Source organism: Sporosarcina luteola (assembly GCF_023715245.1).
Classification (GTDB): domain Bacteria; phylum Bacillota; class Bacilli; order Bacillales_A; family Planococcaceae; genus Sporosarcina; species Sporosarcina luteola_C.
In genome coordinates this window covers 465,297-491,014 of record NZ_JAMBNV010000001.1, presented here as the reverse complement: position 1 = coordinate 491,014, position 25,718 = coordinate 465,297, and the positions used below count along the sequence as shown (strand labels likewise).

The following is a 25,718-nucleotide window of genomic DNA, read 5'->3' as shown; positions in this document are numbered from 1 at the left end:
AAGTCTAATATAAAACATTGGATTAATGTCCACAATATAACAAAATTTTTTAGCCATTATATTATACCTATATCATCAATACGCATAAAGACAGTCATTTAGCATTTATCCATGGTAGAATATAGTTACATACTATTTTTCTATTTAAATATTTTGTAATTAGAAGAATATATTAATCTATGTAATGTAAACATAAAATGATAGATATGTAAATATAATAATAGCGTGGGAATTAATGTGAAAAGAAGCCGATCATTTATGTATGATCGGCTTCTTCATTTTCAGTTAATATAAGGCGCAGCGATAAAGCCTGTTTTCACTTTTCCATTTTGGTTGGTCTTTACCGGGTACCAGATGTATTGATTAGGAGACTTAGGATCCATATCGTAGACTGGACCTCCAATGATTGTCAATGCATCCTCCGTTGTCAATGTCATGATTAAATCACTTCCGGAACTTGGTTTGGACCGTAATCCTTTTCCAGTGTACTTAACGACGGAGTCTTCCTTCAACAGTTCGACCGACATCGTGTTGGAGCCAGTTATTGTGAATGCTTTCTTATTGAATTGAATATTGTCGGTTGTTGTTCCGTCGTATTTAAAATCGGCAGTTGTCATACCGATTGATCCGATATTCGGATTGACGAAGCCGTTACTGATTTTGCTGTATACTTTCTCCTGGTAGGCGTTCAGGTTTCTTTCCCCAGTCGCTTGATAAAAAGGACTATTCATCGGCTTTGTGCCGTTATAGGCCATTACAGCGAAGTACCAGTGTTCAAGCACATGACGGTCGTTCGTGCCGATTTTCGGAAGATCTGACCTCTTGAAATTATCCGCAAGGACTTTCAAACCAGCTTCTATATTGTATTCAATGTCATATTTGAGACGTTCTGTGTCAAATTCAGCTCTGTTCGTAATTTGCATAAGACCGATTCCATTGTCTGAGCTGATGAGCGGTTCCCCGTTGCTCAGATAATGTTTCCAGCCGCTTTCCACTTCGACGATAGCCTTTGCTAGTTCAGGTGGAACATCCGCTTTTCTTGCCGCTTTCGTTACTAGGCAATTTAGCGTCTGACGATCCGGGTTCACCCTACTTGCCGTGTCGTAGCCGCAGGATTTAACAGTCAGGCGCAACTGCTCGTTCGTAGCGCGCGCAAGGAATGCAGAAAACTGTGCGCGAGTGACCGGCTGATTCGGATTGAATGTCGTTTCCGAATAGCCTTGCGTAATACCAGCCGCGATGATTTTCGGTATATATGCGTACCCCGCAGAACTTACGGGCACATCTGTGAAGGTCATCGGCTCCTCTTCACTTAAACCAAACGCGCGCGTAAGGAAGATTGCCATTTCCCCTCTTGTGACTTTATTATCAGGCTTGAATGTGCCATCTGTATACCCTTGGATGATCCCTTTATCAGTAGCCGATTGAATCGCCCCTGATGCGAAGCTTTGACTGCTCACGTCCGAGAAAAGAGTTGTCCTTTTTTCCGTCGGCAAGTTTTTCACTCTGGCAATCATGACTGCCGCTTCCGCCCGTGAAACTGCATCATCCGGTGCAAAACGGTTCGCATCTTTCCCTTTAATGACACCTTGGTTCGCTAAATAATTGATATGCTCATAGAATTGATACGTATTGCTCACATCCGAAAAACCTTGAGCACTTGCAGTTCCAACCCCGCCAGTGATAAATAGTACTAGCACTGCTAGATAAGTAATGATTTTTTTCACAATCCGATTCCCCTCCTTACTATTAGACTACTATAAGATAGCACGATTTGAAAGGGAAAATACGGGAAAATTCTGTACGCATATTCTCTTAAAGCAGGGTCGTATGTAGCAGGCGCCTGCCCTGTTTATTAGATTAGGCGTTTGGTTGAATTTGAATGGAACGGAGTGCAGGCAACCACAGGAAAACCCTCCAATTGCTGAGACGCGCCGGAGGGTTTGAAAATCACATTTTTGTTTGATGAATTTGAAGATAGTTGAAGACACTTAATCCCAGCTCTTCCCTGTATCACCTTGCTGCAGTACAAGTAGTCGCTCACACTCTCTCTTCCAGACTGCACAGTCATGTATGAACAGAAGAAAACGTTCTTCCTGGCTTTAATTCTTGTACATAGCAAAAAAGTGTTCATTTCTAATTGACCGTTACAAAACTGCATATAACAATACCCCTGTTAAAATATACTGGGGGCTAAATCTCACAACTAATACATATTACCTAATCACAAATCAAAATCGGTAATTTGCACACCTATAGTATCCCTAATAACTTCAATTACCCGTTCCTGCTCCTTCACCGTCATATTCGACCCTGAAGGGAGACAAAGCCCTCTTGCAAATAAACGCTCACTCACCACATCACCTTCAGCATGCGGATAAAACACGCACCCTTCAAACAATGGCTGCAAGTGCAACGGTTTCCATACAGGTCTTGCCTCAATGTTCTCCGCTTCTAATGCATCGATCAATTCATATGGCGTCACACTAATCTTATCAGGATTAATTATCATTGCTGTTAACCATCGATTCGAATAGGTGCCTTCCAGCTCTGGCATGAAGTCTACGCCGTCATAGTCTCCAAGCGACTCTTTATATCGTTCAAATACCGAACGTCTCGCCGTCACTCGCTCATTCAATACTTCTAGCTGTGCACGCCCCACCCCAGCAAGTATATTGCTCATGCGATAGTTATAGCCAACTTTGCTATGTTGATAATGTTTTGCCGCGTCACGTGCTTGTGTCGCTAAGAAGCGAGAGCGTGCTAATGCATCCAAGTCGTCCGATACAAGCATCCCCCCACCAGAAGTTGTAATGATCTTGTTGCCATTGAAAGAAAAAATACCGAACTGTCCAAATGAACCGCTATTTTTACCTTTATAGAGTGAACCAAGTGACTCCGCTGCATCTTCAATAAGTGGAACTTCATAGCGCTCACAGATCTCCATCAGTTCATCCATCTTCGCACTTTGCCCATACAAGTTGACGACAATGACTGCTTTGGGCAACTTCCGTCTTGCTTGCCCTTGTTCAAAAGCACGGGCCAACGCTACAGGAGACATATTCCATGTATCTTCTTCTGAATCGATGAAAACCGGTTCCGCCCCCGCATACAAGATCGGGTTCGCACTTGCTACAAACGTCAAGCTAGAACAGAAGACAGTATCACCATGGACTACGCCAAGAAGATCAAGTGCCAAATGGATGGCAGCTGTGCCGGATGAAGTTGCGGCAGCACCTGCAGTCCCGACATAAGCAGCAATCTCCTCTTCAAACGCATTCACATTCGGACCAAGTGGTGCAATCCAGTTTGTTTCAAACGCTTCATTAATGTATTTTTGTTCGTTCCCGCTCATGTGAGGGGAGGACAAAAAGATTCGGTTATTCACTTTAATGTTCACCCCTATCGACAAATTATATTAGTACTGGTAGAATCCTCTCTTGCTTTTCCTACCTAAGCGATTTCCATCTACGTATTTTCGCAGCAATGGAGCAGGTCGATACTTATCTTCACCGAAATTACTATGTAGTGTCTCCACTATTGATAAACAAGTATCCAATCCAATGAAATCTGCTAATTCCAAGGGTCCCATTGGATGTTTTGCTCCCAGCTTCATTGCTGCATCTATTTCTACAGGGGTAGCTATACCGTCTTGTAATACAAATACAGCTTCGTTTATCATAGGAATTAGAATTCGATTTAAAACAAAAACCGATTGGTCTTCAACAAAAACTGGCTGTTTTATTGATTTTGTCAATGAATAACGAAACTCTATCCACAGTTTCTATGGAAGTTTCTAAACCACGAATAACCTTCTACGAGCGGCATAATTACTACAGAATTGAAAAAGTGAATTCCAATTACTCAAGAAGGATCATTAAAAAAGAGCTGAACTTAGTTATCGATAATGAAGAAGTATTAGTACCTAAAATCGAATCTTTCCTCATAATCTCACTTAACTTTGCGATAAAATTTTCTTTTTTGTCTAAACTCTCTGGGATTGTCTCTATAACTTTTTCTTTTCTACTACACGCTTCAAGTGAAGTAGTGTATACAATATTACTATGAATTTTTAATACACTTTCTTTATCTATTTTTCGCTTTAATACTAATTTATCCAAGCTCTTCTTTATATTCGCAGATGCTCTCTTAATATTGCTTTCCTTGTAGTCTATCAATGTAACTTCTATATTATTCATTGCCATGCATTGTGCAATTCCTGATCCCATTTGACCCGCACCGACGATTGCGACTGATTTCATTAATTCCCCCACCTAACCGTTATTATATATTCAGAAAGTCATTCCGGGAACCTTCATGGAATTTAATTGGCTTCGCTGGCATTCCAACTGCTGTACAATTAGCCGGTAGATCTTTAACCACTACAGCAGCTGCACCTACTATTGTGCCACATCCGACTTTAATCCCTTGTATTATTGTTGCATTCGTACCAAAATCAACTTTTTCTTCAAAAAGAACATTTCCCGATATTGAAGAGTTGGGTAATATTGTACAGTATGAAGAAATAATTGTGTCATGCCCTATTGTGCAATTTAGATTAATAGTAACAAAATCTTTAACTACAATATTTGTGGTTAAGATATTTCCTTCGCATATTACATTACCTTGACCGATATTGTTAAAGCGAGAAAACTTCACTGAAGGATGAATTAAGTTCGGAAAATCAACATTCGATAAATTTCTTAAGTTTGAAATAATCTTCTCCTTAGCGTTTGGTGAACCAATACCCATAACTACAGAAGTTAGATCTCTATCATTAAACCATTCAATACCACCAAGAACCGGAAGTTCATTAATTACACTTCCATGACTTTCTACATCATCATCAATAAAACCCAACAAATTCCACTGGGGATCTTTTTCATTAATATCTTCAATTAAGTGTGCTATTTCACGTGCAAAGCCGCCTGATCCATATATTACAATATCATTCATAGTCGTTTCCCTCCATCGTTACCTTCGAATTTCGTCATCGTCGCCTGTCCATCTTGACTAATACCTTCGGACCTGAACACTTTGGTGACAGTCATTATTAAAATCTTTATATCAAACCAAAAGGAACGGTTCTCCACATACCAAACATCCAACTCAAACTTCTCTTCCCAGGAAATTGCATTTCGGCCGTTTACTTGTGCCCAACCCGTAATTCCTGGACGCACATCATGCCGTCTAGACTGTCGGTTATTGTATAAGGGTAAATACTCCATTAACAATGGTCGTGGTCCGACAAAACTCATATCACCTTTAAAGACATTCCAAAGCTGAGGAAGCTCGTCTAAACTCAATCTTCGAATAGCTTTTCCAAAGGAAGTGAGCCGTAGATTATCTGGTAACAACTCTCCACGTTCATCACGCTCGTCAGTCATCGATCTAAATTTATATACATAAAATTTTTGTCCATTTAAACCAGGACGTATCTGCTTGAATAAAACTGGTGAGCCGATCCTCAAACGAACTAGTAACATAATGGCCAAAATCGGTAAAATAAATAGAATTAACAATAGAATACTAGCAATAATATCGAATAATCTTTTCATATGATTCTCACTTCTTTATTTGGGATAACTAAACCATAATCATTAATTTAAATCGTTCGGAATTATAAGGCTGGTTCCACATAGAGTAATTGACTCATTGGTTTGTTTTTAAAATTCGTAGCTGGAAGTATACTAATGTATTTCCAGTTTAGATTGTAACTAAAGAAGACAAGGTTAAACCAAGAAAACATTTCCTTGTAAAATCAGCCCAAAAATCCTCAGTTATTACCTTTATTAAAAAATGATAAAATTAATTGTAATGAAATGTCAAACTCCTTAATTCTCATTATTTTACAAATTAAAACATATACAATAACACCAATACAAATCTGAAAAATTAATTCAAAAAGACCGCTCCCGGGTAAAACCCTTCCGCACATATAGACAACGCTGCCCATCAATAAAGAAGCTATTAATATCGGGCCAATATCTCTTAACTGGTCTTTTATTGGATAAGATATTTCTCTTGCAGAAAAAAATGCACTTGTATAAAAAGTAATTATTGAATATAAAACTGCAGTTCCGATTAGAACTTGCATACCGGTCTTAAACCATAAAGCTAATACAATTAACAATGTCATGATTAATCTATTTGTAACTTCTAATAATAAATATATATCTGCTTTCCCTTTCACCTGAAGAATATTTGAGTTTATTGCATAGAGAGGATGGAACAGTCCCGCCAAACAAATTAATTGAAGATAGATCACCATAGGCAACCACTTTTCTCCGAAAAGCAGATTAATTAATGGAGTACCAATTACTACTAACCCTAACATTATAGGAAAAACTATAAAGACGGACATTCTAATAACAATTCTAAAGTTACGTTTTAACTTTTCTTCATCTTCTTTAATACTACTGAGAACCGGATAGGTGACACGTTGAATTGAAGCAGTAAGAGTATTCGAAAAAACATTACTTAAATTATATGCATTCGTGTAATAACCGAGGTCTGCAACTGAATAAAATCTTCCTATTACAACATAATAAATATTGTTGTAAAATGTGCCAATTAAACTTGATAGCAATGTTTTGGAACTAAAGCCAAAGAGCCTTTTGAATGAAGTAATACTAAATGAATATACAGGAATCCATTTAATATAAACCCAGAGTAAAACTAGTTGAAAAAACTGCATGGCAATAGTTTTTATAACGAGACTCCAAACTCCGTAGCCATTAAAAGCAAATATTATCGCTATAATTCCAGATAGGAGTCCTGAAATGATACTTATTTTCGTTTGTGTTCGAAACCTAACATTTCTTGTTAGAATTACCTTATGAACTATTCCTAACGAATTAATTATAAGAACTAATGATAGAACTCTAAGTAACGGGACCAGTAGAGGTTCGTTGAAAAATGAACTAATAAAAAAGGCAGATTTGTATAGTAAAAAATATATCACTAATGCAACTACTAAATTGCAATAAAAAACGGTTGAATAATCTTTAGGAGACGGATCACTTTCTCGAATTAAAGCAGTAGAAAATCCACTATCGATTATTATATGTGAAATGGATATAAACACCAAGACCATGCCAATGACTCCGAAATGTTCTGGCAATAAGAGTCTCGCTAATATAATTTGAATAATAAACTGGATACCATGATTTGACATCAAATCAATAAAACTCCATAATACCCCATTTGTTGTTTTATTCTTTAAAGAGCCTTGCATTTATATCCTCCTGTTGTGCCCTTAAAAACCAGCTTTTTACATCCGAGATAATCGAATTTTCTATTTAAGCATTTTCTTCAGCGTTTTATCCTAGATATAGTAAAAAATGTTCCTCAGCAAAAAACATCTATTTGACTTTTCAATATAAAAGATTAGAGAAACTCTTTGCGCTAGACATCTAATCAATTGGGATTCAGTTATATTTTATAATATTTCTATAAATCTCTAATAATCTCTCATTATTTTTTCTGCGATCGAAAATTTCCAATGCACGACTTCTTGTTTTTTCAGAAAACATTAGTGAGAGTTCATCATTATCAAGTAACTGATTTACATAGTAAGCCAACATATATGGCGCATCATGTTGGTATAAAAATCCATCCACTCCATTTTCAATTCTGTCTATTACCCCACCTACGTAAGAAGCAACACATGGCATTCCTAATATTCTAGCTTCACTTAATGAATTTGATTCATTTTCAATCACAGAAGGTAAAACAAAAACATTTGATTTTAAAAATCTTTGACACATTTGTTTTTCATTTAAAACTCCTGTAAATATAACTTTATTTTCTAAATTATACTTCTTGATAAGTTGTTTTATATATTTCCCATAGGAAGATAATTTTAATTTCTCCTTAAAATTAGAGGTTTTTGTAATGTCTATACCACCTATATATAGTTTTGCATTGGGCCTGTTTTTCAATATCAATGGCATTGCTTCTATTATAAAATGTAGACCCTTAATTGGATATGATCCTTGACTTACAAAGATAGTATCCTTTTCGCAATTTTCCAAACTCCAGATATGATTATAGAACTCATCCCTTAAAGTTTCATTACACTCATAATAATATACTTTTGAATTGATTTGTAAAGTACATGCTTTATCCCAAGTAGTACGGCCAATGACATGTTCTATCTTTTGTAAAGATTCAATTTCATATTTTCCGCGTTTAATAAACCTCTTTTGTTGTTTCTTCAAATTATCTCGTTTTACAAAATCTCTAAAAGTAGATTGCATTTGCACATTTAAAGGCAATGAGGCCATATAATGTTTAGAGATTATGGATATTAGTCCTTGGATAGAAATAACTGATTTCACTTTTTTCTTTGCACATATATTAATCATTGCAAGAGTATGTGCATACTCTGTCCCAAATATATGAACTAGATCAGGTTTTGAGGATTCTATGATTTTTTCCAAATATTTGTTATCCTCGATCATTGTAAAATCATTGTCATTTAAAGGTGGAAAGGTATAGAATATATTGTTTTTTCCTTGTAATTCGTTAACAGAATCTTTTTTACTTCCCGGAAATGCAATGGAAAGCTTTATATAATTATTTTTCGATAAATGTTTGGAGGCACTAACTAACCATCCCCCAAAAGGAAGTGGCTTCTCCCCAATTAAAAAACTGGCTTCGGGTAATGGAATATTAACCACCCATAAAATATGCATTCAACATCCTCCAAAATTAATGTATTACTTATATAGGTCTCATCAATTAGAGTGCTTTGCGCAAGTGGAAATAATGACATTAAATCAGATTTCGGTCTCAGCGTTATGCCACCGTCCCACGGTCAACGCTGTTTCTAGAGAATCAGTTTTCTCTTCTATCCTCTTACGATATTTCATATTTTTTATACTTATGAATAATAAAGCATAAAAATAAGCATTATACATCATTAGCTGAGAAGAAATCATAATAAATATACCTATAGTTATTAAGAAAGCCCCTATAAAGTTGGTCTTCAGTCTTAAGCTAAATGCTAATAGCATTAACACTAAAATCAATGTGAATATACCTCCGAAAGTCACTAATAGTCCAGTTATAGTACTTGTATTGAACATATAGAATCCCAGCGTCTCCATTCCTGCCGTTTTTGATAATTCAAATCCTTCTTGAATCCCATAACCAAATATAGGTTTTTCAGACCATAATTTTAATTCTACGATTATGGAGGTCGTACGTCCCAGATATGAACTCTCTTTATTTGTCAATTTAGTCCAGGCATTATTAATACCATCCGAAAAAGTTGAATTCGAAAAATATAAAACAAGTAACATCACTACTAACAACATTACTCCAGCAATAATAGATTTTTTTTCTTTTTCACTAATTTTCTTTTTACTAAAAAATGTATATGAAATTAAAATTAATATAGTAGCAAGATAACCAGGAGTTGAAAATGTTAATATTAAACCTGCCAATAAAACAGAAAGCTTGAAAAATCTTACTCTGCCCTTCCTTAGAAAAAGTTCCATTATAATAGCAGTGTTTAAAAATATTTGAAAAACGCCACTTTCTCTAAACATTCCAAACAGTCTATAGTAACCTTCAATGTCTACCAAAACAGCTAATCCTAAATGGATAAATGGAAGATCGGCCTCATTCGAAAAGCTATAAAAAAAAGATCTGTAATAAAATACAAGTGGACTTAATAAATAGCAACACAATGCATATATAGTAATAAATACAATTACATTAATACTTGACTCAATAAAACTATCGTAACTTATTACTTCACTTATTATAAATGCAGAAATTAATAGTAATATAATGTAAAAATAACCAAAAGTGAAGTCTTGATTAATTGTCATGTTTAGAAAAACCAGTATAATTAATATAACTAAAATTAACGACCTATTAATATTAATTCTTCTATTTAAATATATATATCTAAAATAAATTAAACAAAAGATAGAAAATATCAGTAACTTAATTATAGAATCATCTACAAGTGAAGTGAAAACTAAATTATCATGTAGTAGTAATAGTAGTAGAACCATTGCTAAATAAATTCTCTTATTATTTTTACTTTCAATGCCTAAGCTATTCACCCTTTTTAACACCCCCTTTTCACTTTAGAGTTTCTATTAAAAAATCAAAAATTTTATCTGTCTGGATTTTATTATTTTTATTTTCCAAAACAAATTTTTTTGCTTCTTCCCCAAAGTCGTTTAACACAATTTCAGGATAACTCATAATCTCTTTTATTTTTCTAGACATTTCATCTATACTTTCGTGTTCAAAATAGAATAGATAATTATCATAATCATTTGGTATTCCAGGTAATTTTGTTGTTAGTAAGGGGGTTCCAGACACCATATATTCTAAAGTCTTCGACGGAAATGAGTACTTTGTAAATTCTTCATTAGATGGACGTGGATTGATTAATAATGTTGCTTTTCTTTCCAACTTAAAAATTTCTTGTTTACTAACATTACCTTTAAATTTTATGTTTTTTCTTTCCTGAACAATACTTTTGATATTTTCTTCATAATCACCAGAACCAAAGATCCATAGCTCACAATTTGGAACATTTGCTAGAGTAAATGATTCTATTAATTTTTTTATTCCGAATTTCTCATGTAATGTACCTGCATACATAATTACCCTCGGATAAAGCTTTACATGACCATCATCTTTGTAATCAAAGTTGTCTGTTTTAATCATACCCTCTATAACAATATATTGTTTCTTATATCGGTTAATAAGATTGTTCATCTCTTCTGTTAAGAAAATATAACCGTGAAAATTCCTTTCAATTATCCTATTAGCCCATGAGACAAGATTTTTAACACTTTTCCACTTCTTTACTTCGTTTGAATATGATAACGAATATAAACTGACATCTGGAACAACAGTTAAAATTTTAGTGTTGGTGAATTTTGCAATCAGTAAAGCGGGAAGGGAAGTTTCAAAAGATACATAACCGCACAAGATAACTCGTTCTCTTTTTCGATTTTTGAATACATATATTAAAGTCTTTAAGAGGACATTTATCATGATAATGATAGTCTTAATGATAGGCAAATTAATAAGGGATATATAATTTATTTTAAGAGATTCAGAGATCTTTTCCTTCTTATTAGGATAAATTAGACAGGTTGACTTCGGATAGGTTGCTACTGGGGGGAGAGAAAGAGCATGCACATCGCATTTTTCTGATATTCCAGAGACTAAATCCAAGTCGAAATATTGCTGCGGTCGTAGTTGTGGCACACCGTTATAATATTTATTGTTACTTTCAATTAATGTACTTTCTGTACATGCCACACCGATAAACAATAATTCCAATTATATTACCTCGCTTAATTCCAACCATTTTTTCTATAAATATTTGTTTGAAATACTTTGTTACGATTAACTAGGTTTTACTCAAAACAGCACTCCGAACATCAAAAACTTTCGGAAGAATAAATTTTACACTATAATAATATATTTTTGGTGAGATAATATATAATAAACTACTAAGCTTCACCTTCTTATCGGGAAATAATAATAATTTCTTGAAATAAATACTTGCATTAAGTCTATCTATATAGAACTTAAAATTTTTAAAGTCATCACTTCCCAACGCAGCCTGCCATGTAGTTGCCCAAACCCATCTCGCAATTCCAAACTTTCTAAACTCCTCGTAAAAAACAGGATTATAATCTCTAAAATAAACTTCTAACCTTTCCATTAACTTTAATCCATCTGTTCTCTTACTATCGATAATACTCATAGCTGAGTTCTTTCGCATTCTATAAAAATATAATTCAACTTCATTATAAGCAATTCTTTTTGAATGATTAATCATTTTCCAAATTAACTCTTGATCTTCACTGTACCTAAATCCCACAGAAAAATTCACATTATTATCAGAAAGAATTTCTTTTCTTACCAAAAAGGAACCCATTCCACAATTTATTTTCTTGTATAGGAAGCTTTTTAGGGCTTCCTGAGTATCCATTATCAAGGTCTTGTCGGTATTAGCGATAATTTTATTTTCATTTTCTCGAAATTCTTCAGGTACAGATCTAAGACCACAAATAATTAAATCACAACTAGCTTTACAACAAAGAGTAAGCATTATTTCAAGATACTTATTGTCTACTATGTCATCAGCATCTATAAAACATACATATTCTCCCTTAGCGTATTCCAGGCCCTTATTGCGTGCTGAACTTACACCTGCGTTTTTTTGGCTTAATAAAAGTACATTCATATTAGTTCTTTTTACATATTCTTGCACTAATAGATAGGAATTGTCAGTTGATCCATCATTAACTATAATTAATTCATAATTTTTATATGTTTGGGCTTCCAAAGACTCTAGACAACTTATAATATAATCTTCAACATTATATAACGGTATTATTATACTAATCATTTTTTCTCCAAATATCTGAATTTATAATCCCAGTATAACTTTGAATAATTTTTATAACTTTCACAGAAACATTCTCATCTTTATAATCATTAGCCAAATATGTCTTTTCTTGATTTTCCCACATAGTTCGACATAAATTGACTGCTTGTATGCATTCTATTTCCTTGATTCCCCCGATTACTATTGTTCCCTTATCAAGAACTTCTGGTCGTTCAGTAGAAGTTCTAATTAGTACCCCAGGAAAACCAAGAATGGCTGATTCTTCAGATAAAGTCCCACTGTCAGACAAAACTATAAAAGAATTTAGCTGAAGATGATTATAATCAAAAAAACCAAATGGTTTCAACTGTCTAACTAGCGGATGAAATTCATAACCCATTTCCTCTATTTTTTTCCAGCTTCGCGGGTGTGTAGAATATATAATAGGGATTTTATAGCTTTCTGCAATATTATTAACAGTATTCATCAATGATAGAAAATTTCGCTCATTATCAATATTCTCTTCACGGTGTGCAGAGATGAGAATATACTTTCCTTTTTCAAGTTCTAACTCACTAAGAATCTTGCTATTCTTGATTGCCTGCATATTCTTATTTAACACTTCTGTCATGGGTGAGCCAGTCACAAATATATGCTCTTTACGAATACCTTCCGACAGAAGATATCTTCGGCTATGCTCCGTATATGGTAAATTTATATCAGAAATATGATCTACTATTTTTCGATTGATTTCTTCTGGCACATTCTGATCAAAACATCGGTTTCCCGCTTCCATATGGAAAATAGGGATTTTTAAGCGTTTAGCGGAAACCGCAGACATACAACTATTAGTATCTCCTAATATTAGTAATGCATCAGGTTTTTCCTGCTTTAATACCTCATAAGATTTAGCAATGATATTTCCCATCGTTTCTCCTAAATGTTCGCCAACAGCATTTAAGTAGTGATCCGGTTGCCGAAGACCAAGCTCTTCAAAAAAAACCTCATTTAATGTGTAATCCCAGTTTTGCCCTGTATGAACAAGCACATGATTAAAGTATTTATCACATGCTTTTATAGTTTCCGATAATCTAATTATTTCAGGTCTGGTACCTACTATCGTCATTACTTTTAACTTCTCCATTAAATTTAAACCTCCAAATAAAATGTGTCTGGTTTGTCGGGGTCGAAACATTCATTTACCCACATTACCGTTACTAAGTCAGTTTTTCCTACGTTTACTATAGAGTGAGTGTATCCAGTGGGTATATCTATAACTTCAAGCTTTTCTCCATTCACTCTGTATTCAATAACTTCATTAGAATCTATTTCCCTAAATCTTATTAGTCCTTCTCCACTAACGACTAGAAACTTTTCATTTTTAGTATGATGCCAGTGGTTCCCTTTTGTAATTCCTGGTTTGGATATATTAACTGATACTTGCCCTCTATCAGGCGTTCGAATAAATTCAGTAAAAGAACCTCGTTGATCCTTATTCATCTTCAAAGCATAGGAGAAATCATCTTCTCGTAAAAAACTTAAATAAGTACTGTAAAGCTTCTTAGTTAACGCATCATCCATATCGGGAATACTCAATTTATTACGAGTTTCTTTGAAACTTTTTACTATCCTTGCCAGATCACCAAGGTTAATTGAATGTGTTATTGGTACATAACAATAGTTATCTATTATTGATGGGGTTCCCTTTAATGCTTTTATAAACTCCTCTAAAACATCATCTATATAGGACAGGGTAAGTTCTGCGTCTGGATTATTAACCTGAATATCTAGACCTCTAGCGATATTGTAACAATATGTTGCAACAACCGTGTTGTAGTTTGGTTTGCTCCACTTCCCGAATAGGTTAGGAAGTCTATAAACATATACTTTTGAACCTGTTTCTTCGGAGTGTTTGAAAACTAAATTCTCTCCAGCTTTTTTGCTTATCCCATATGGATTATCCTTAACGGCCTGAATAGAAGAAGTGATAAGTACCGGCGATTTGTTATTATGTTTTTTCAGAAACTTTAACAACTCGGAAGTTAAATCATAGTTTCCAGCCATGAACTCCTTTTCATTTTTAGTTCTATTAACTCCAGCTAAGTGATAAACAAATTCACATTCTTTTGTATATGCTTCCAAATCATCTTTTGTCTGATTTCTTGTATACAAAAGTAAATCTTCATACCCCTGATTTTTCAGCTCAGCAACTAGATTTTTACCGAGGAACCCTCCTGCACCAGTTACAAGTATTTTCACTTGTTATTCCATCCTTTCAATTCACTCTGTATATAAGGAAGTTCTAAAAGCTTGCCTTTAATTTGCTCGATTGAAAGTCGATATGTATTGTGCGAATTATATTCTTCATCCGTAGAAAGTTTTTCATTACCTTCCTTGAAGTATTTATCATAGTTCAGATCACGATTATCTGCAGGTACTCTGTAGAAGCCTTTTAGGTCTTCTGCAACTACATGTTCTTCCCTCGTAAGTAAAGTTTCAAATAGCTTTTCTCCATGACGTGTACCAATGATTTTGAGTTCATTATCTGCATTAAAGATTTCTTTTACTGCTTGTGCTAAATCAGCAATTGTCGAAGCTGGAGATTTTTGCACCATTATATCGCCAGTATTAGCATTCTCAAAAGCAAAAACAACGAGTTCAACCGCTTCTTCTAAACTCATTAGAAATCTTGTCATATCTGGATCTGTAATTGTCAGTGGCTTCCCAGTTTTAATTTGTTCTACAAAGAGTGGTATGACTGAACCACGGGATGCCATAACATTTCCATATCTTGTTCCACAAATAAGAGTTTTTTCGGGAGAAACAGTTTTCGCTTTTGCCACAAATACTTTTTCCATCATTGCTTTAGAAATCCCCATTGCATTAATTGGGTATGCTGCTTTATCCGTTGAAAGGCAAATTACTTTTTTCACACCGAATTCAATTGATGCATTTAACACATTTTCAGTCCCAAGAACATTTGTTTTCACAGCTTCCATCGGAAAAAACTCGCAAGAAGGGACTTGCTTTAGTGCCGCGGCGTGAAAAACATAGTCTACACCATTCATTGCATACTTTACGCTAGCAAGATCTCGTACATCTCCAATATAGAATTTCAACTTGTTATTATTATATAATTTACGCATGTCGTCTTGCTTTTTTTCATCTCGTGAAAAGATACGAATTTCTTTTACATCAGTATATAAAAAACGTTCCATTACTGCATTTCCAAATGAACCCGTGCCGCCTGTAATAAGTAATGTTTTATTTGTAAACATAAAACCCATCCTATCTGTTAAAATGTTTCATAATCTTTTCATATGATCTTGAAACATGGAAGTAATGTTCTAAATATTGACGACCATTTTCCCCAAGATTTTTTAAAGATTCTCTTTCATTCTTTATCTTTTCAATTGTTTCTTTAAATAATATTTCATTTCCCGAAGGCGTGTAATATCCGCACCGTGCATCATGAATTATATCTTTCAAGTCAGTATTTTTATCGGCAACAGCTAGAACTGGTATTGAATTATCCATATATGCAGTCAATCTTGAAGGGATATTTGGAATTGTAAAACGCTCATCTAAATAAATCAAACCTATGTCAGCAGCACGTACTACTTCATCGTATTGCTCTTTTGGCATATAAGCTTCAAGCCTAATATTCATAGGCTTATTCATTTCCAAGAATTTTTGTATCTTTGTATATTCTGTCCCTGAACCAACAATTAGAAAGAATATGTCCTCATGATTTTTATACATATTCAGAGAACTTATCAGAAAGTCAATGCCTTGTGGTTTACCTAAATTACCACCATAAATAAAGAAAAGCGCATCTTGAGGTATATTAAATTGTTCTCTAATTTTGCTATGAGGAGATATTGTTTTCATAATTGTAGGTATTATTGTGTTGGGGTTTACTTCTACCTTCCTTTTATCAATTTCAGGATTATGTTTAATTAAGAATTGTTTATTACCTTCAGACATACAACCTATAACATCACTTAAATTATAAAGTGCTTTTTCTTTCTTCTTAAAATACTTATGGATAATACTGTTTTCCTGTAATAAACCAATATCGACCGCATTTTGAGGGAAAATGTCTTTTAACAACAAATAGGTCATGGATTCCTGATTAACTTTTAAAAATCTAATTACCTTCTCCAACGTTATTGGTGGAGTCGAATATAAAACAAGATCAAATTTTTTATTTCTCAAATGTTTTTTTATTGCTTTAATAAATTGGGCTTCTAAAAGTAACGTACTAATACCTTTTTCTATTATATTCGTTTTAGTAATATTTCCTGTTCGTACTCTCAAAACGGGAATGGTCTGGTGAGGAGTTATTTCAGTCTGCTTTTTATGTCTTCTCTCCCTCTGACATACAACTGTAATATCGTGCCCATTTTTTTTGAACTCTGACATTAAATCTGTATATAAATTAGTTTGTTTTTCATCTTCTGGATACGCCAAGGTAACTAATAAGATATTCATATTAAAAATGCCACCTCTCTTCTATTCTATAACTTCAGCAGTCAAAACCTAGAAGTAAAGTGGCTGCTTGTATCCCTTGTGTCCCGAAAATTTCTTTAGTAGAAAACATTCATAAAACACCAAATTAATTAAGAATATTCCGTTTCGAACAACAGCAACTTACTCTTAACTTCTGGAACCTTCCGATTCGCAATACCTATAAGCGTAGCCTTCAACTCATATATCTCCATACCAAGCAATTTATCCAATACGTACTCCATCTCTAACTCACTTATTGGTGTAGCTTTCCCAACATAAATCTTCGGATAAACATATTCACTTTGCCGTTCACTTTCATTCAGAAGCTCTTCATACAGCTTCTCACCAGGCCGAATACCAGAGAATTTAATCTCAATTTCTTCTTCCCTATACCCTGACAGCCTAATTAAGTTCTTCGCCAGATCTATGATTTTTACCGGCTCGCCCATGTCTAGGACGAACACTTCGCCGCCCATTGCCAAGGTACCCGCTTGGATTACGAGCCTAGAGGCTTCTGGGATTGTCATAAAGTAACGTGTCATTTCAGGGTCTGTCACGGTTACTGGACCACCTTGTGCTATTTGCTGTTTAAATAATGGTACAACACTGCCACGAGATCCTAAAACATTTCCAAACCGAACTGCGGCAAACTTGGTTTCGCTGGTTTTTGCAAGATTTTGGACAATCATTTCAGCAAAACGTTTTGTTGCACCCATGATGTTTGGAGGGTTGACGGCTTTGTCTGTTGACACAAGTACAAAATGCGATACGCTAAACATGTCTGCGGCTTCCGCGATGTTTTTAGTTCCAAATATGTTGTTTTTGACTGCTTCCATCGGGTTCGCTTCCATTAGTGGGACATGTTTATGTGCTGCGGCATGGTAAATAACATCAGGTTTATATTGATCAATTATATCAAAAATACGTTCTCGATCTTGAACATCAGCAATGATGGGAATGATATTCGTATTCTTAGTAAACTTTTTTCTCAATTCCATGTCTGTATTATAAATTGAACTTTCGCCATGACCGAGGAGAAGCAATTGCTTCGGTCGAAATTCAAGTACTTGCCGACAAATTTCTGAACCGATAGATCCGCCTGCACCTGTAACAAGAATTGTTTTGTTCGTTAACTTATCTGCTATTGCTTTTAAATCAAGCTGCACTTCTTCACGACCAAGTAGATCCTCGATATTAACATCACGCATATCGTTTACCGAGATTTTTCCTGTCATGACGTCTTCAATCTTGGGCATGATTTTTACTTTCACACCCGTTTTCGCACATCTTTCATAAATGCTACTTATCCCCATTCGTCCAAGTGATGGGATTGCGATAATAATGTCCGTAATTTTCTTTTTTTCCACAAGTTTCTCGATATCTTTTGTTTTTCCCTGAACTGTTATATTCATAATTTTTAAGTACTGCTTTCTCGGGTCATCATCTACAAAAGCAACCGGCAAATGCTCTGGATTTTTAGCACGTTGGAGATTTCTTGCAAGCATTGTCCCAGCTTTACCAGCTCCAACAATGAGAACCCTTCTTTTATCCACGTGATTTATAAATGATTCACGATCTTTAATTAATCGTAGAAAAAATCGAGAGCCACCAATCATAATTATATGAAGCATCCATGTAATCGCCATGATCCTAAAATAGATATCATTCTTAATAAGATATTGCATACCACTCGCGGCAGCTACGGAAATTGTAACTGCTAGTCCAATAATAAATAACTCACGGACAGAGGCTACACTCCAAACTCTATCGTATAAGTGAAAAAAATAAGCTGCAATGTGGTGACTAATAAGTAGAGTAATTGCACTTAACAATATCATCGTGTCTGAAAATACAGGAATCGTTGGATGAAGCAAATAATAACTCATGAATATTGCAGAAAGTACGATTGCTGAGTCGAGTATAAAAAATGTAAGGTATCGTAATTTGTAACCCAATTTCAGAACCTTCTTTCTAATATCCTATTTTACCGGTGCAGAGTTCTTCCAGTACTCACGGAAAACCACAATTCCTACTCCTGCCAATAGACCAATGGTCATAGCAATAGCCACATTCAAAGATTTACTCGGTGCAAATGGTCTTTCCGGTAACGTCGGATCAACGATTTGACGAATGAATGGATCTGGCCTGAAACTATCGAGACCAGTTTTTACTGATTGGTATTTATCTAGAACTTTTCGATATTCAGCAGATTTTGAAGCGATTTGCGCTTGCATTTGCATTAGCTCGTTATGAAGAGTGCCATCCACTCTTGATAAGGCGTTCATTTGTTCTTCAGTAACCGGCGTGATGATCTGTGATCCAATCAACGTTTGCATGATCAATATTTCAGGAAGGCCATTTGTGGCAATTTTTTCATTATATTTACCTACAAGTGCTTCAATTTCCCCGGAAAGATGTTTTGACTCTGATGTATATGTTTTTTCAAGTTCGTCCAAAGTGCTTTTCACAGACACGTTCATACGCTCTTTCGTTTTTTGAATAAATATTGTTAATTCTTGTTGCGCCACTTCTGGAGAAAACGCCGTATACTTCAACTCTACAAGATTAGTATTTGCTTGCGTGTTGACAGATAGACGCTCCACATCGAATTTTTCTTTGATTCCGGCTTCTTCAAGAGCTTCATCCATAAGCGTCGGATTTTTAATTCGTTGTGTGAAAATTACCGGTGTAAACTCTGCTGCGACATAACTCGCCATAATTCCCGCGTCCTGAACTTCACTGGCCACTTGAACCGTAGCTTTCGATTCATATTCCTCCGGAAGGACAGACCAACTTACAATGGCTGCTATGAATACACAGAGTGCAGTCAGGCCAGCAATGATCCACTTACCTTTCCAAACTGTCTCAATTAATTCACGTAATTCAATCGTTTCTTCCATTAGTTTTCTCCTCAATGTCGTTATTTAGCATAAGTATACCTATCATCATTCCAGCTATCGTCCACATTGGTCCTGTTGATCCAGGGAGGGAGTCATTGAATAATGCTTGGAATAGGTATGCAATCCATCCTACGGCGAGGACAGCTATAGTAGCTTGTCTCCTTGTAAAAACTATTTTCAAGGCAGCCGAAACTGTTAGGATGGCAATCCCGGCAAATCCGATGATACCAACTATGCCAGTTCCATAAAAAATACCCATATACATACTATGTGGTTTGTCGATAATTGTATTTTCATCCCACATACCAGCTCGAGCATCTATATTGTAATGCGGAAAATGATACATTAATGTATCAAGACCATAACCAAATAAGGGACGATCTATCGTTAAGTCATAAGTCTTTTCCCAAATATACGCACGACCAGAACCAGCAGCTATTCCCCTTTCTGGTAACTCAGGAAGCTCGAATTGATTCTCTGCAGCAAAGGCTTTATTCTCTAATGTATATTTGAACTCAGACGCATTCATTGCATTAGGCTGTTCTTTAACATAGGGATTCTTCTCTATAAGGAAACCGATCGATTCAGACCATACTCTTGGACTCTTTTCAGCAAGAATATGAAAAATTGGTGCACTAAGAAATGCAAATGCTAATACAGCAACCAATGCTTTCTTATAGTTACCAGATTTATAGACTAAAACAATTAGTAATGGAATAAGTACAACAATTGTCAAGAAACCACTTGTGGAAGTTGACATTAGCATAATGGCAAAAGAAACGACTGCAAAAACCGTATTTATAATACTTCTAATCTTGTTAAGATCTATAATTGCCCATGCTAGATACATAACCGTCATAACAGCAAACATCCCGCTCATATAGTTCCATTGGTTAAGCGTACCTAGTAAGATAGAGTTATCCCCTAATGATGCACCTTCTGGAACAAACATCGTCATCATTTTTTGGACCAGAGGGTACTTCATTGCATCATGACCATAAAAATTCATCGTAATTAGGAACAAGTTAATAAAGACAAATGGGTATAATGCATACATAACATAATGAATAGCGCGTTTCGGATATTCAATATTCATTGCAACAAAAAACAAAGTTAGATAGCATATATATGAAATGGCCCCATCTGAACGGTTGAACTGTCCCCATAGAGCTATAGAAATACTTTTAGAAAAAATAGTTGATAGAATGATAGCAACTGCAAAAATGCTAATAAACAAGTTCAACTTCGTTGAGCGAAGCTTGCCGTTCATGAAAAACAATTTGGATAGCAACATGATAACAGCAATCACAGTTAAAATAATTAAGCTGACCATCTTATAATATGTGAAAAGATCTCCCTTAACACCGGAAGTAAGAAGGCCAATAGTAGAAATATGAGGTCCTACGACATTTTTCACGTGCCCTCCTACTAAAAGCGGGATTAAGGCCATAGCAAGCAGTAATAAGGCAAATATCCATCGATCTGTTCTTTTTCTAGAGACGCGGTTTTCACATTCCTCATTAAGGTCTGTCGTTTTTGCGGTATTAAAATAATATGTCATAGTATCGTACCTTCCTTTTTACGATTGTCCATTGATCAGTTTTTTCATTTCTAAAATAGTTTCTTGATATTGTGGAAAATCTTCGGGCGTAGGTAACATTTCACAACGTTCTAGAACAATCTCAGCTTCTTCCATCATATTAGCCATCACGAGTAATTCTGCAAACTGTAACATGAACATAGAATCCTCAACCTTGTGAGGGTTAATATCTAATACTCGTTGAAAGTGTTGAACGCCCATATTAATATGCCCCGCGTTAGCAGCTGCAAGACCAACTATATAGTTGGCAACCTCCGAATTTTCTTGCTGCTTTTCCAAGCGATGAAACTTCTCCAAAGCCAATTCATATTGACCCTGTTGAAGCTGTGTGACCATTTCATTATACAAAGCTTCATCTGCAACATATACTTTATCCTGAGACTTACCCATAACATTCGCAACGAAAATAGCAATTAAAACAAACAAAACACTGCCCAAAAATATGTATCGTCTATTTGACTCTTGTATTCTCATTCTATTTTCAACCTTTCTTATATCTTTCATAGTTTCATAGTTTCACATAGTCATAATTCGCAATTCTTTTACAGTATAGCTTAAAAAACGACATAAGTCACGGTTGTTTTCATAATAGATCTTTAGTTGAAATGGAGTACCAAGAACTTTCTTATCCACCTTCGTACCTTCAGTAACAGTGACTACCTCGTATTTTACTGATTTCACTAGTCTTCGAATTTTATTGAAATCATCGCTTTCCCTTGTTTTTATCCTTCGGCTACTTCAGCTCAAACACCATTTGTCATATACCATCAAGAGCAAACTTTTTTTCAGATAGGAAAACTGACACTTTAATATCATTACATGAAACTGCTGATCACCTCATTTTAAGCCGTTACTTCCAACGTATTGGTACATGTCATCAGCACAACTTTAAATGTGAAGTAATTGGTGATAGATCCGGATTTTTTTACCGCGCTGCAAAGCGAGGCTTATTTCTTAAATCGGACATGCCTCGAGGAATCTGAGAAATTCATTATTTATAATGAGAAAATCCCCCTAAGTTCTCAAAAACTAAAGGAGGTTTCTGTAAGATAATTGGTCATTTTTTATATAGGAGCAACAAAAAGCCTTCACTTAGACAAATAGCTAAGTGAAGGCTTAAGTCACAAATTAATATTTGATTACTTAATATCAACTGTGAGGTTAGAAGATGGAGTGTTACCCGCATCATCTGTTACGTTTCCAGCTGTTAATGTAATCACTCCGTTATTACCTACACCTGTAATGTTTACAGCAGTCGCATTAGTACGTGTGACTGTTACAAATGCTTGGGAGCCATTATTGTCGACAGCGATAGTGTAACCTGATCCGCCGAACTGAGTATTAAATTCGTTTTGAAGTGCAACTAAAACTGCAGCATCAAGCTTATCGTCGAAAGTAAATACCAAAGTTTCATTCTCTTCAATTTTTGAAGCATCGCCTGATTTATAAGTACCTGAAACTGTAGGTGCTTTTACAGCTGCAAGGTCAAGTGAATCTACAGTTGTAATTGCCGCTCTAGCAGCAGCTTTATTACCGTAAGTTCCTGCATCTTTGATGTACTGGGCATTAGCTTTAACAGCAACAGTATACTTAGAATCTCCGCCTACAGCATCTTTAACAATAATTTCAATTGTTGCAGCATCACCAGAAGCAGTTTGAGTAGTGTAATCTGTTTGAGCAGTCAATACTTTACCATCAGAAACTCGAGTTACTACTAAATCGTTAGCATAAAGGGCTGCTGTATCGGAACTTGCAACTAAGTTTTCACTGAAAGGAAGTGAAATAACTGCATTAGGACCAGCATTCTTCACAGAAAGAGTAGTTACATTTGTTCCAAGTTTAACTTCTGGCGCGATTAAGTCAGCTACAGCAGTAGTAGTTCCTCCAACCAATGCTTTCGAACCCGAAGCAGTTCTAATGCTGTTATTAGCTTTAACAGTTACATTAATAGGTGCACTTGTATGAATGTCAGTAGCCGTTGTAAGAGTAACAGTGTCAGTATTATTATATGACACTGAAGAAACTACAGTACCGTCACTTAAAGTGAAATCAGCCGCAGATGCGAAAGCAATTGCTTGATCAAATTTCACTTTAACTGTTCTCTTAGCAGTTGCAGCAGCTTTTTCAGTTACAGTTGAACTATATCTTGCTGCTAGACCAGCTTCAGTAGTACCAGTAATATCTAGCTTTTGAACATAACCTTCGATCAAGTTTCCAGCAGCGTCTTTAAGACCCATTACTTGAATTCCTGTAAGGTTATTTCCAAATACTACATCAGTTCCACTAATTTGTTTAGGGAAAGTGAATAGTACACCTTTGCCATCTTGAACAAGAAGGATTTCAACATTCGATGGTAGAGTGCGGTAACTACCGTTGAATTCTACTAGGTAATTAGCACGATTTGCTAAAGTAGTAGAATCCATTTTTTCATCAAATGTTAATACAACAGTTCTATTCTCGGCGTTTGTAGAGATTGTTGGTTTACCAGGACCCTCAGTGTCTCCTACAACTAACTCATGTGTAGAATCTAAAATTGTATTTGACAATGTTGTAGCATCTTTAATGCCTGATACTTTAAGAGAGTTTTTGCCTTCTGGAAGAGCGTCATAAAGTTCAACGATTAGAACTCTATTGTTACTTCCCCACTTAACGTCTTTCACTCCAAGTACTTTGCCATCTTTATCAGTTACAGTGAAGTATTTCGGATCATTCGAAGTAGAAGCTAAAGCTTTAGAGAATTCAACAGTAATTGTTTTATTATCGGAAGCCAAATCAACATCTTTTACTTCAGGGCGAGTTTGATCTACTTCTGCTTTGATTTTTACGCTTGTTTCAGAAATTTTGTTTCCACTATAATCTTTTACTTCTTCTACAAATAGAGTTGTTTCATATGCTGGTAACTTGTTAGTATTGAATTCGAATTCATACTTATTGCCGGCAATTTTCTTTTTAGAATCAGCTCTGTACTTTGTATCACCTGATTTGTAATATACATTAGCTGCACTTACAGTGTCTGGATCTACGTCTTCACTAAATGTAACAACCGCTTTTTCTAAAGTTGCTGAAACTTCAACGATAGTTGGAGCTACTTTGTCTTCTACAACAACTAATTTGTGTTCAGAAGCAAGAGACTTTAGATCTTGGAAGTCAACTACTCCAGTAACTTCAAATTTATATTCTCCAGGTGTTAATGTGCTTGTATCATATGGAGTTAAAATTGCTTCTCTTCCATCAAGTGAAACTGAACCGTAAAAAGTTTTACCATCAATTTTGAAGTTATTAGCATTTGCAGTTTTAATAGGTTCGTTAAATACTACTTTGACTGCTTTTGTTCCTAATGAAACAACTTCTTGAACTACTGGCAAAGTATTATCAAGTGGAGTGAACGCGAAATCATCTACAGAAACGGTTTTATCTCCAGCAAATACCTTCTTAACATCCAATAGGTATTCTTCTTGATTAGCAAAAACACCGTTAATTGTTAATGTTACAGCTTTTCCTTCTTTTGAAAGTGAAGCTGATTTAATAGTTACACCATTATTGATTGAGTAGTTTGAAACGTCTTCCGCCGAATCAGCATCAACCAGACCGTCGAATTCAACAACTACTTCTTTCAAGTTAGATGCACTTACAGAACTGACTTTAGTAGCATTTACATTTACTGGTGGTGCTGGAGTAGTATCGATACCTTCAGCACGGAACATGAACAATGCGAATTCTCCACGTGTCAAGTTAGCTGTTGGAGCGAAAGTTGTTTCTGTTTTACCAAGAGTGATTCCAGCTTCTTTAAGCGCGGAAACATAACCGATCCAGTTGCTGTTTACGTCTTTGAAGTTAGCAGTTTCTTTTGCAGTTAGGTCGTAAGCGTTAGCAAGCATTTTCGCCATTTCTTGACGAGTGATGTAGTCAGCTGGAGCGAATGAAGTAGCAGTTTTACCGCTAGCGATTCCTGCTTCAACGATTGCGTTGACAGCGCCAGCTACACGAGCGTTAACGTCTTGGAAACCTGCGTCTTTAGCAGTAGCAGTGTTCAATTTAAGAGCGTTAGCGATCATGACCGCTGCGTCACCGCGTGAGATGTTGTTAGACGTACCGAAAGTAGTTTCAGTAGTTCCTTGCGCGATTCCGTTTTCTACTAAGTAGTTTACCGCGTCTTGGTAGTCTTTGCTTACGTCCTTGAAGCTAGTTGCCGCTGAAGCGACTGGAACGATTGCTGTTGCAACTAGTGTTGCTGTTGCAGCCGTAGCTACAAACTTTTTGTAGGCTTTTGGTTGATTAGCCATGTGTAGAATTCCTCCCTATTGTATGATTACATTTATGAAGCTTT

The 25,718-nt window shown here is 35.5% G+C and carries 20 protein-coding genes; all 20 read right to left on the bottom strand.

Annotated features, from left to right (window positions below):
• Positions 1-281: 281 nt before the first annotated feature.
• The gene (locus M3152_RS02385) at positions 282-1,727 is read right to left on the bottom strand and encodes an S-layer homology domain-containing protein (protein WP_251693604.1); all 1,446 of its coding nucleotides are present in this window, start codon (positions 1,725-1,727) and stop codon (positions 282-284) included.
• 497 nt (positions 1,728-2,224) lie between these two features.
• The gene (locus M3152_RS02380; RefSeq protein WP_285847071.1) at positions 2,225-3,355 is read right to left on the bottom strand and encodes an aminotransferase class I/II-fold pyridoxal phosphate-dependent enzyme; all 1,131 of its coding nucleotides are present in this window, start codon (positions 3,353-3,355) and stop codon (positions 2,225-2,227) included.
• A gap of 63 nt (positions 3,356-3,418) precedes the next feature.
• Positions 3,419-3,757 carry a 3-hydroxyacyl-CoA dehydrogenase family protein gene (locus M3152_RS02375; protein WP_251693602.1) on the bottom strand — a complete coding sequence of 113 codons (339 nt, stop codon included), beginning with the start codon at positions 3,755-3,757 and terminating at the stop codon, positions 3,419-3,421.
• A 103-nt stretch (positions 3,758-3,860) separates the two neighbouring features.
• Entirely contained in the window at positions 3,861-4,262 is a 402-nt protein-coding gene (locus M3152_RS02370; protein ID WP_251693601.1) for a 3-hydroxyacyl-CoA dehydrogenase family protein, read from the bottom strand.
• 22 nt (positions 4,263-4,284) lie between these two features.
• Entirely contained in the window at positions 4,285-4,956 is a 672-nt protein-coding gene (locus tag M3152_RS02365; protein ID WP_251693600.1) for an acetyltransferase, read from the bottom strand.
• Positions 4,953-5,558: a sugar transferase gene (locus M3152_RS02360; protein ID WP_251693599.1), complete on the bottom strand. Its 606-nt coding sequence runs from the start codon at positions 5,556-5,558 to the stop codon at positions 4,953-4,955. Before M3152_RS02360 ends, M3152_RS02365 begins: the two co-directional genes overlap by 4 nt.
• Before the next feature lie 218 nt (positions 5,559-5,776).
• Positions 5,777-7,237, bottom strand: coding sequence for a lipopolysaccharide biosynthesis protein (locus tag M3152_RS02355; protein ID WP_251693598.1), 1,461 nt, complete (start codon positions 7,235-7,237; stop codon positions 5,777-5,779).
• 193 nt (positions 7,238-7,430) lie between these two features.
• Positions 7,431-8,699, bottom strand: coding sequence for a glycosyltransferase family 4 protein (locus tag M3152_RS02350; RefSeq protein ID WP_251693597.1), 1,269 nt, complete (start codon positions 8,697-8,699; stop codon positions 7,431-7,433).
• Positions 8,700-8,783: 84 nt separating this feature from the next.
• Positions 8,784-9,593 (bottom strand): O-antigen ligase family protein, encoded by an 810-nt coding sequence (locus M3152_RS02345; protein WP_251693596.1) that lies wholly within the window; start codon positions 9,591-9,593, stop codon positions 8,784-8,786.
• A gap of 508 nt (positions 9,594-10,101) precedes the next feature.
• A complete protein-coding gene (locus tag M3152_RS02340; protein ID WP_251693595.1) occupies positions 10,102-11,322 on the bottom strand; it encodes a glycosyltransferase in 1,221 nt (406 codons plus the stop codon).
• A gap of 70 nt (positions 11,323-11,392) precedes the next feature.
• Positions 11,393-12,400, bottom strand: coding sequence for a glycosyltransferase family 2 protein (locus M3152_RS02335; protein WP_251693594.1), 1,008 nt, complete (start codon positions 12,398-12,400; stop codon positions 11,393-11,395).
• Positions 12,393-13,523: a non-hydrolyzing UDP-N-acetylglucosamine 2-epimerase gene (wecB, locus tag M3152_RS02330; RefSeq protein ID WP_251693593.1), complete on the bottom strand. Its 1,131-nt coding sequence runs from the start codon at positions 13,521-13,523 to the stop codon at positions 12,393-12,395. Before wecB ends, M3152_RS02335 begins: the two co-directional genes overlap by 8 nt.
• A 5-nt stretch (positions 13,524-13,528) precedes the next feature.
• Positions 13,529-14,638 (bottom strand): polysaccharide biosynthesis C-terminal domain-containing protein, encoded by a 1,110-nt coding sequence (locus tag M3152_RS02325; protein WP_251693592.1) that lies wholly within the window; start codon positions 14,636-14,638, stop codon positions 13,529-13,531.
• The gene (locus M3152_RS02320) at positions 14,635-15,657 is read right to left on the bottom strand and encodes a polysaccharide biosynthesis protein (RefSeq protein WP_251693591.1); all 1,023 of its coding nucleotides are present in this window, start codon (positions 15,655-15,657) and stop codon (positions 14,635-14,637) included. The genes M3152_RS02325 and M3152_RS02320 overlap by 4 nt, the downstream gene beginning before the upstream one ends.
• 10 nt (positions 15,658-15,667) lie before the next feature.
• Positions 15,668-16,873, bottom strand: a complete 1,206-nt coding sequence (locus tag M3152_RS02315) for a glycosyltransferase family 4 protein (RefSeq protein ID WP_251693590.1) — start codon at positions 16,871-16,873, stop codon at positions 15,668-15,670.
• A gap of 128 nt (positions 16,874-17,001) precedes the next feature.
• Complete coding sequence (locus tag M3152_RS02310; protein ID WP_251693589.1) at positions 17,002-18,846, bottom strand: polysaccharide biosynthesis protein; 1,845 nt, start codon at positions 18,844-18,846, stop codon at positions 17,002-17,004.
• A gap of 24 nt (positions 18,847-18,870) precedes the next feature.
• Positions 18,871-19,791 carry a Wzz/FepE/Etk N-terminal domain-containing protein gene (locus M3152_RS02305; RefSeq protein WP_251693588.1) on the bottom strand — a complete coding sequence of 307 codons (921 nt, stop codon included), beginning with the start codon at positions 19,789-19,791 and terminating at the stop codon, positions 18,871-18,873.
• Positions 19,775-21,352 carry an O-antigen ligase family protein gene (locus M3152_RS02300; RefSeq protein ID WP_251693587.1) on the bottom strand — a complete coding sequence of 526 codons (1,578 nt, stop codon included), beginning with the start codon at positions 21,350-21,352 and terminating at the stop codon, positions 19,775-19,777. Before M3152_RS02300 ends, M3152_RS02305 begins: the two co-directional genes overlap by 17 nt.
• Before the next feature lie 18 nt (positions 21,353-21,370).
• Positions 21,371-21,865: a tetratricopeptide repeat protein gene (locus M3152_RS02295; RefSeq protein WP_251693586.1), complete on the bottom strand. Its 495-nt coding sequence runs from the start codon at positions 21,863-21,865 to the stop codon at positions 21,371-21,373.
• Between the two features lie 665 nt (positions 21,866-22,530).
• Positions 22,531-25,674 (bottom strand): S-layer homology domain-containing protein, encoded by a 3,144-nt coding sequence (locus M3152_RS02290; protein ID WP_251693585.1) that lies wholly within the window; start codon positions 25,672-25,674, stop codon positions 22,531-22,533.
• Between the last annotated feature and the right edge of the window lie 44 nt (positions 25,675-25,718).